At 67.7% G+C, this 8839-nt stretch carries 8 protein-coding genes; 5 read left to right on the top strand and 3 right to left on the bottom strand.

The features are described from left to right. Nucleotides 1-1455, bottom strand: a complete 1455-nt coding sequence (locus tag QMA07_RS03040) for an MFS transporter (RefSeq protein WP_290159921.1) — start codon at nucleotides 1453-1455, stop codon at nucleotides 1-3. Nucleotides 1456-1513: 58 nt separating this feature from the next. Then, on the bottom strand, nucleotides 1514-2857 hold the full coding sequence (locus QMA07_RS03045) for a M20/M25/M40 family metallo-hydrolase (protein ID WP_290159923.1): 1344 nt from the start codon (nucleotides 2855-2857) through the stop codon (nucleotides 1514-1516). 69 nt (nucleotides 2858-2926) lie between these two features. Between QMA07_RS03045 and QMA07_RS03050 the strand changes: the two genes are divergently transcribed. From QMA07_RS03050 to QMA07_RS03060, 3 genes are all read left to right on the top strand, one after another. Next, nucleotides 2927-3937, top strand: a complete 1011-nt coding sequence (locus QMA07_RS03050) for an FUSC family protein (protein WP_290159925.1) — start codon at nucleotides 2927-2929, stop codon at nucleotides 3935-3937. Between the two features lie 71 nt (nucleotides 3938-4008). Next, nucleotides 4009-4275 (top strand): thioredoxin domain-containing protein, encoded by a 267-nt coding sequence (locus QMA07_RS03055; protein ID WP_290159927.1) that lies wholly within the window; start codon nucleotides 4009-4011, stop codon nucleotides 4273-4275. A gap of 94 nt (nucleotides 4276-4369) precedes the next feature. Next, a complete protein-coding gene (locus tag QMA07_RS03060) occupies nucleotides 4370-4780 on the top strand; it encodes a VOC family protein (RefSeq protein WP_290159928.1) in 411 nt (136 codons plus the stop codon). Nucleotides 4781-4805: 25 nt separating this feature from the next. Here QMA07_RS03060 and thrC read toward each other — a convergent pair whose 3' ends face one another. Further along, nucleotides 4806-6209: a threonine synthase gene (gene thrC / locus QMA07_RS03065; RefSeq protein ID WP_290159929.1), complete on the bottom strand. Its 1404-nt coding sequence runs from the start codon at nucleotides 6207-6209 to the stop codon at nucleotides 4806-4808. 177 nt (nucleotides 6210-6386) lie between these two features. On the opposite strand from thrC, the gene QMA07_RS03070 reads away from it, so the two are divergent. After that, nucleotides 6387-6671 (top strand): hypothetical protein, encoded by a 285-nt coding sequence (locus QMA07_RS03070; RefSeq protein WP_290159931.1) that lies wholly within the window; start codon nucleotides 6387-6389, stop codon nucleotides 6669-6671. Then, nucleotides 6668-8839, top strand: a 2172-nt coding sequence (gene glgX / locus QMA07_RS03075; protein ID WP_290159933.1) for a glycogen debranching protein GlgX, incomplete at its 3' end; no start/stop codon positions are given. The genes QMA07_RS03070 and glgX, both read left to right, overlap by 4 nt.

Consider the following 8839-nt stretch of genomic DNA (forward strand, 5'->3'; position numbering starts at 1 on the left):
TCAGACGATCGGCGTGGCGACGGCCTCGACATCCGTCCGGTCGGTGAAGGCCTCTTTCGGAACGAAGATCAGGATCGCGGCGGCGACGAGGGCCGTCACACCGCAGACCACCCACACCGTGACGTACCCGGCGAACGACCCTGCGGTGCCTTCGACAGCTCCGCTCACGCCGTTGAGCAGCGCGATCCCGAATATGCACGAGGCGATCGCTCCGCCGACCGTCTTGACCGAGTTCGTGAGCCCGGTCGCAACACCCGTCTGCGTCGCGGGAGCCGCCGACGCAGCCGCGGCGGGGAGCGCCGCCACGAGAGCGCCGGACCCGAGACCGACGACGACCATGTTGGTCACCACCTGCAGATACGAATCATGGAACGGCAGGAACAGCAGGAAACCGATGCCGACGAGCAGAGACGCGCCCATCAGGGTGATCCGCGGAGTCAGTGCCCGAGCGACGAGAGGGAAGAGCAGTGCACCCGCGATCATCGCGATCAGGTACAGCCCGATGATCAGCGATGTCGCGAAGCCCGTGGTTCCGAGGCCATAGCCGTAGACACCCGGATCGGTGCGGGCGAACGTCGACAGCGGGGCCTGGGCTCCCAGCACGCTCACCCCGAAGAGTCCGGCGGTGAGGAACACGGGCCCGAGGGCCGGTGAGCGGAACATGCGCACGTCGATGAGCGGGTCGTCGCAGCGCAGTTCCCAGAGCACGAACGGGATGACCAGCAGGATGCCGAGCACGACGACCGCCCATGACCAGGGGTTGGCGAGCCCGCCCTCGAGGCGGAGCAGGCTCAGACCACCGGTGAAGCAGATCAGGGCGAGCGAGATCAGCACGACGCCGACCGTGTCGAACACACCACCGGTCGGATCGGGCGACTCCTGCACCCCGAACAGGATCACGAAGAAGCAGACGACGACGAGCAGCGCAGGGATGAGCAGCACGACCGTCAGCGGCAGGACGTCGATCAGCGCACCGCCGACGAGAGCACCGATGATCGCCCCGCCTTCGAGCGCCGCGACGAGCAGCCCTGCGGCTTTCGCCGTGATCGACGATCGCCCCTCCATCCGACGGGAGCGCGACCAGATGAGCGCGATCTCGAGCGGCAGCCACACGACGTAGAAGCCCATCAGCGTCCAGCCGATCAGGAACACGGGGAATGAGTCCGTGAACGGCAGGACGAGCGCCGCCGCGGCGGTCAGCGCCGTCGAGATCAGCAGCATCCGCTTGTGACCGACCATGTCGCCGAGCTTCGCGAACGCCGGAACGACGAGCGCCGACAGCATGAGCTGCGTGCCCTCCAACCAGTTGACGTCGGCGTCGTGGATGCCCAGATGCCGCGCGATGTCGGTGAGCATGGGCGTGTAGTAGCCCTGCAGCACGCCGCTGGTGAACTCGACGAAGGCGAGGAAGCCGACGACCGTGGCGAGGGTTCCCAGAGTGTGGGTGCGCGTCATCGCGGCTCCTCGGTGAAAGGGCTGAGTCGGGCGGCGAGACGCCCGTCAAGGGGTGAGATCACCCTAGCTTCTCGAGGAGAGCCCGATGGAACCGCTCCCCTCGCTCGAGCGCAGCGATCTCGACGTTCTCATCCACGCCATGGATCGACGCCCGCTGCGCGTTCGACATGTCGAGCGGCGCGAAGCGGTAGACGGCGGGCGCGAAGCGGTGGAAGTGACGGGAGTCCGTCGCCGCCATCATCACGTACGGCACGGCGGGGACTCCAGGATGCGAGACCGCGAGCGCATCGGCGAGCAGCGCGAACTGGGCGTTGTCGGTCGCCGACTCGGGCGACGGCTCGCTCGCCTCCTCGACGGTGACCGTGACGAGCGGATCCCGGATGCGCCGACGCACCCGCAGCACGGTCTGCTGGGTCGTCTCGCCCAGAGCGATGCGGAGATTCACGGTCGCCGACGCCTGGGAGGGCAGAACATTCGCCGCTGTGCCCCCCGACTGCATCGTCGGAGCCACCGTCGTTCGAACGAGAGCTGCGGGCTCGCCCCCGAGTGCGGCGAACAGCCGGCCGGTCAGCAGCGGGGCGGAGCCGAGCAGACGCAGCAGGTGACGTGCGGGGCCGGGGGTCTGAGCGCCGAGCACCGACAGCATCCGCCCGATCGCCCTCGAAGGACGAGGTCGGAACGTCCGCGGACCGAGCCTGTCCACGGCCCTCGCCACGCGCCGGACGGCGGTGAGAGCGGGGGGTGCCGATGCATGACCCCCCTCGCCGCGCGCCGAGAGGGTGAGCGTCATGACGCCCTTCTCGCCGACGCCGATCATCGCCGCTCGCCCCGGAACGAAAGGCAGAGGCGCCTCGACCACCGCGCCGCCTTCGTCGACCACGAGCCACGGGATGATGCCGCGCTCGCGAAGCACCCGTGCGATCTGCTCGGCCGCTCGGCCGAACGTCTCTTCGTTGCCGCCGAACGAGAGGTAGACGTCTCGTGCGGGCATGAAGCCCTCGGCGAGCAGATTCTCGACCGCCTCGAGCACGACGATCAGCGGCCCCTTGTCGTCGAGGGCACCACGCCCGTACACCACCCCGTCGGCGATGACGCCCTCGAACGGAGGATGTGTCCACGCATCGCTCTCGTCCACCGGGACCACGTCGTAGTGCGCCATCAGCACGACAGGCCCATCGGCCCCGGCATCTCGGCCCGACCAGTGGAAGAGCAACCCGAAATCGGTATGCCGTTCGAGCGTCAGGTGCTCGTGGACGAGCGGATAGAGGTCGGCGATCAGTCCGACGAACGCTTCGAACGGCTCGGCTCCGTGTTGCTCCAGCTCGGCCGATACGGTCGGGAGCTGGATCATCTGCGAGAGCCGTTCGGCGATTCCCGGTCGAGGTTCTGTCACGTCGGCCATCGTAGCGCCGGGCTGATCATCGGCTTCCGGCCGTCACTCGGGGCGCCGACGCCGCGAGACAATGGAAGGATGAGCCTGTTCGCCCTGGCACCCAAGCGCGGTCCGCGCTGGCACCTCGCCACCCAGGCAGCGTTGGGCATCGCGGTGCCGATCGCCGTCATGACCATGATCGGTCAGCCCTCGCTCGGCTACATCGCGGCGTCGGGCGCATTCACGGTCCTCTTCGCCGGCACCGCTCCTGTGGTCGATCGGGCGAGGATCCTGCCCTTCGTCGCCGCGGGTCTGATCGCCAGCGCCGCACTCGGAGTCGCTGCCTCCGCGAACCCCTGGCTCGTGAGCGTCGGCGTCGTGGTGGTCGCGGTCGTCAGCGCGGCTCTGGCGTTCGGTTTCCGGCTCGGTCCACCGGGGCCCCTCTTCTTCGTGCTGGTCTTCGGCCTCTCGGCCCACGTGATCGTCAGTTCACCGATCGCACCGATGATCTACATCGCCGCGCTCGCGGCCGGGTGTGTCTTCTCCTATCTGATCGCGATGGCGCCGCTCCTGCTCCCCCGTGCGCGTTCGATCTCGGCCCGGCCGCTGCGTGAGCTCCTACCCGGGCCCGACTTCACGGCCGATTCGCGCATGCTGGTGGTCCGGGTCGCACTCGTCGCCGTCGTCGGCGTTCTGCTGGGGCTGGTGATCGACCCGACGCGGACGTACTGGATCGTCGGATCGGCCGTCGCGGTGATCGGCGTCGCGGCAGCCCGCCGCGCCGCGGTGCAGCGCGGACTGCACCGCATGCTCGGCACCGTCGTCGGCGCGGGGGTCTACGCGCTGCTCGCCCTGCTGCATCCGTCGGGCCTCTGGCTGGCGCTGCTTCTGGGCGCCCTGCAGTTCACGATCGAGCTCGTCGTGGTGCGCCACTACGCTCTCGCACTGGTCTTCATCACGCCGCTCGTGCTGCTGCTGACGGGTGCGGCGACCGGCGAGATCGGTTCGATGGACGTCGCGTGGGAGCGGATCGTCGACACCCTCGTCGGAGCTGTGCTCGGTGCACTCTCGGGCCTGCTGCATCCTCGGGCCACGACGCCCCGCACGTGACTCTCGACGAGCGCAGCCGGGAACACGGCGGACCGGCACGGGGTTGCACATCGAGAGCCGAGAGGAGAGCGATGGAACTCACGCTGGTCACGTCCGCGTTCTGCGGCGCCTGCTCTCGAACCCGGGCGGTCGTGGCTGATGCGGTGCGCTACCTGCCCGATGCGAGCGTCACCGAGATCGACGTCGCCTCGGAGCCGGATGCCGCGGAGGCGCTCGACATCCGCTTCACACCCACGGTCATCATCTGCGATGCCTCGGGGGCCGAGGTCTTCCGGGCAGAAGGCGTGCCGACGGTTCCTCAGGTGCTGACGGCTGCTGTGAAAGCGCTCCCGACCTGAGCGAGGACACGCTCTTGCGGATGTCCGACCCCCGGCGCAGAATGAGCCGCAGCAGGGCCGACGGCGGCCCCGCCTGACATCACCGGGGGCAGTCATGGCCACGCTCAATCCGTACCTCTCGTTCCGCACCGAAGCACGACAGGCGATGGAGTTCTATCAGGGGATCCTCGGCGGTGACCTCGAGATCAACGTGTTCGGCGAGTTCCCCGACATGGTGCAGAACCCCGATCAGAACGACCTCGTGATGCACGCGCAGCTCACGACGCCGGACGGCCTGGTACTGATGGCTTCAGACACCCCCGACGGCATCCCGTTCGAACCGCCGCAGGGATTCTCGGTCTCGCTCAGCGGAAACTCGCAGGAGAAGACACAGCAGGTGTGGGATGCCCTGTCCGACGGCGCGGCGATCACCATGCCGCTCGACACTCCCCCGTGGGGTGGAACCTTCGGCATGCTCGTCGACCGGTTCGGCGTGCCGTGGATGCTGCACGGCGACCCCGAGTGAGTCGCCCCGATCTAGCCGATACGGCTCAGCTCAGGGCCTTCGCCTCGATGAACGCGCGAAGCTCCTGCTCGTCGTCTGCCATCTCGGTGCGGAGCTGAGGAGCATCGAGCATCGCGCGCAGCTCTGACGAATACTCGAGCTCGACGCCGATCGCCTCGCGGATCGTCTCGGCGAACTTCTGCGGCTTCGCGGTCTCGAGAACGAGCATCGGCACACCCGGTTCGATGTTCTCGCGCGCGACCTTGACCCCGTCGGCGGTGTGAGGGTCGATGATGTCGCCCGTCGCCTCATAGACCGCCTTGATCGTCGCGAGCCGGTCGGCGTGCGTCGAGGTGCCGCTGACGATGCCGAACTCGTCGACGAAACGCGCGAGATCGGCGGTGAAGTCGAAGAAGCCCTGGGTGTCGAGATCCTCCCAGGCCTTCACCACACGGGTGGCATCGCGCCCGACGAGCTCGAAGATGAAGCGCTCGAGGTTCGAGGCCTTCGAGATGTCCATCGACGGGCTCGAGGTCGCGAGCGTCTGGGCCGCGCTCCGGGGCCGGTAGACCCCGGTGCGGAAGAACTCGTCGAGCACGTTGTTCTCGTTGGCTGCGAGCACGAGGCGACGGATCGGCAGGCCCATCTCCTTCGCGAAGAAGCCCGAGAGGATGTTGCCGAAGTTCCCGGACGGCACGGTGAAGGACACCTCGGTCCATCCCCCGGCGTCCGTCGCGCGCAGCCATGCCCAGAAGTAGTAGACGACCTGGGCGGTGATGCGCGCGAGGTTGATCGAGTTGACCGCGCCGAGGTTCTGGGCGCGCTTGAACTCGAGATCGCCCGCAAGCGACTTGACGAGGTTCTGGCAGTCGTCGAACACGCCGTCGACCACGATGTTGTGGATGTTCCCGTCATCGAGCGAGAACATCTGCGCCCGCTGGAACGCACTCATGCGTCCCTTCGGAGACAGCATGAAGACCGAGATGCGGTCCTTGCCGCGAAGCGCGTGCTCGGCGGCGGATCCGGTGTCTCCGGAGGTCGCGCCGAGGATGTTGAGGACCGATCCCTTGCGCTCGAGCGCGTACTCGACGACCTGGCCGAGGAACTGCATGGCCATGTCCTTGAAGGCCAGCGTCGGCCCTTCGGAGAGACCCACGAGAGTGAGGTCGTCGTCGATCGAGCGCAGCGGCACGACCTCCTCGGGGAACGGCTCGTAGGCGGCCTCGGTCATGCGGGCGAGGTCGGCCCTGGGGATGTCCGTGGCGAAGAGCCCCAGCACCTCCGTCGCGAGCTGCGGGTACGTCAGGGCGCGCCAGCGCTCGAGCGTCTCGCCGTCGACCGTGGGCATGATCTCGGGCACGGCCAGTCCACCGTCGGGCGCGAGCCCTTCGAGCAGGGTCTCGCAGTACGGCAGCGGCTGCATGCCGCCTCGGGTGGAGATGTACTGCACGGGAGCTCCTCGGTTCGGGATCGGCACGGTGCTTCCATTCTCGCAGGTGGCCGCGGGGTGATTGCACTGCCCCGGTCTGCTCTCACGACATAGCGCGTTCGCCCCGCGGAGGCAATGGTATTCCCCTGTGAACTCGGATCTCTTAGCGTGGAGCCCATCAACAGAACAGGAGCCCTCATGACTGCGACGACCCATACCGCGCATGACCACAAGCCCGCGGACGGCCAGGCTCCCATGGCAGCCACCACCCCGGCCGAGCCCCTCTACGAACGTGTCGACCTCGATCGATACGTCGTGCTCCACGAAGGTCCGGTCGGATACGTCGAGCACGTGCATCCGGTCTTCGTCTGCTACGTGGGCCATCCCTATCATCACGCTGACGAGATCGCTCAGGTGCACGACTTCCACGACGCTGTGCGGGCCGTCCTGCATCGCGCCGTCTCGAAGCGACGCGCCCAGTGAGCCGCGAGATCTGGCCCGGTTCCCCCTACCCGCTCGGTGCGACCTTCGACGGGCAGGGCGCCAACTTCGCCCTGTTCAGCGAAGGCGCCGAGAAGGTCGAGCTGTGCCTCTTCGATGACGAGGGCAATGAGGAGCGCGTTCCGCTCGAAGAGGTCGACGCCTATGTGTGGCACGGCTATCTGCCCTCCGTGCAGCCGGGCCAGCTGTACGGATACCGCGTGCACGGCGCCTACGACCCCGCCCAGGGCAAGCGATTCAACCCGAACAAGCTCCTGCTCGACCCCTACGCGAAGTCGGTCGCGGGTCGGGTGGAGTGGGGGCAGCCCCTGTTCGGCTACGACTTCGGCGACCCCGATTCGCGCAACGACGAGGACTCCGGCGCGACGATGGTGAAGGGCGTGGTCGTGAACCCGTTCTTCGAATGGGCGGGCGACCGCCTGCCCAAGATCCCCTATGCGCAGACCGTGATCTACGAGGCGCACGTCAAGGGGCTCACCCAACTGCACCCCGATGTCCCCGAGGAGCTGCGCGGCACGTATGCGGCGATCGGTCACCCGTCGGTCATCGCGCATCTCGTGCACCTCGGCATCACCGCGATCGAGCTGATGCCGGTGCACCAGTTCGTCTACGACTCGACCCTCGAGGAGAAAGGCCTCACGAACTACTGGGGCTACAACACCCTCGCCTTCTTCGCGCCGCACAACGACTACTCCTCCAGCGGGCAGCACGGTCAGCAGGTGCAGGAGTTCAAGGCCATGGTGCGCGCGCTCCACGCGGCGGGCATCGAGGTCATCCTCGACGTGGTCTACAACCACACCGCCGAGGGCAACCACATGGGGCCCATGCTCTCGATGCGGGGCATCGACAACGAGGCCTACTACCGCCTCGAAGAAGACCGCCGCTACTACACCGACTACACCGGCACGGGAAACAGCCTCAACGCCGGCAACCCGCACGCGCTGCAGCTGATCATGGACTCGCTGAGGTACTGGGTCACCGAGATGCACGTCGACGGGTTCCGTTTCGACCTCGCCTCGACTCTCGCGCGCGAGTTCTACGACGTCGACCGACTCGCGGCCTTCTTCGAGCTCGTGCAGCAGGATCCGATCGTCTCGCAGGTGAAGCTCATCGCGGAGCCATGGGACGTCGGTCCGGGCGGATACCAGGTCGGCAACTTCCCCCCGCAGTGGACGGAGTGGAACGGCAAGTACCGCGACACGGTGCGCGACTTCTGGCGCGGAGAGCCCCAGGCCCTCGGCGAGTTCGCCTCGCGTCTCACCGGCTCGGCCGACCTGTACGAGCACTCCGGTCGTCGCCCTGTGGCGTCGATCAACTTCGTGACCGCACACGACGGCTTCACGCTTCGCGACCTCGTCTCGTACGACGAGAAGCACAACGATGCCAACGGCGAGGACAACGCCGACGGCGAATCCCACAACCGCTCCGACAACAACGGCGCGGAGGGCCCCACCGACGACGAGGGCATCAACCGCATCCGCGCCCGGCAGCAGCGCAACTTCCTCGCCACTCTGCTGCTGTCGCAGGGTGTGCCGATGATCGCGCACGGCGACGAGCTCGGCCGCACCCAGGACGGCAACAACAACGGCTACGCACAGGACAACGAGCTCACCTGGGTGGACTGGGAATCGGCCGACCTGCCGCTCGTGGAGTTCACCGCAGCAGTGGCACGGCTCCGCCGCGACCATCCGACGTTCCGACGGAGCCGCTTCTTCGACGGCCGACCGGTGCGGTCGGAAGACGGCGAGCGCGTACCCGACGTCGTCTGGCTGCGCCCGGATGGTCGACGAATGCAACCGGAGGACTGGGATTCGGGATTCGGTCTCGCGATCGGGGTCTTCCTCAACGGTCAGGGGATCCGCGAGAAGGACCGGCGCGGGCGGCCCGTCACCGACCAGAACTTCCTCGTCTACTTCAACAGCGGGACGGATGCCGTCGAGGTCGCGCTTCCGGACGAGCGGCACGGCCGCGCATGGGAGGTCATGATCGACACCGCCGGCGAACGAGCGGACGGCGCGACGCTGGATCCCGGTGCGACGATCGCGCTCGAGGCGCACTCGCTCCTCGTGCTGCGCGACGCCGACCGCACGGTGGTGTCGACGGACAACTCGGTCGAAGCCTCGCTGCGCATCCAGACCGAGCAGGCCGAG

This window comes from Microbacterium sp. APC 3901, from assembly GCF_030407765.1.
Classification (GTDB): Bacteria; Actinomycetota; Actinomycetes; order Actinomycetales; family Microbacteriaceae; genus Microbacterium.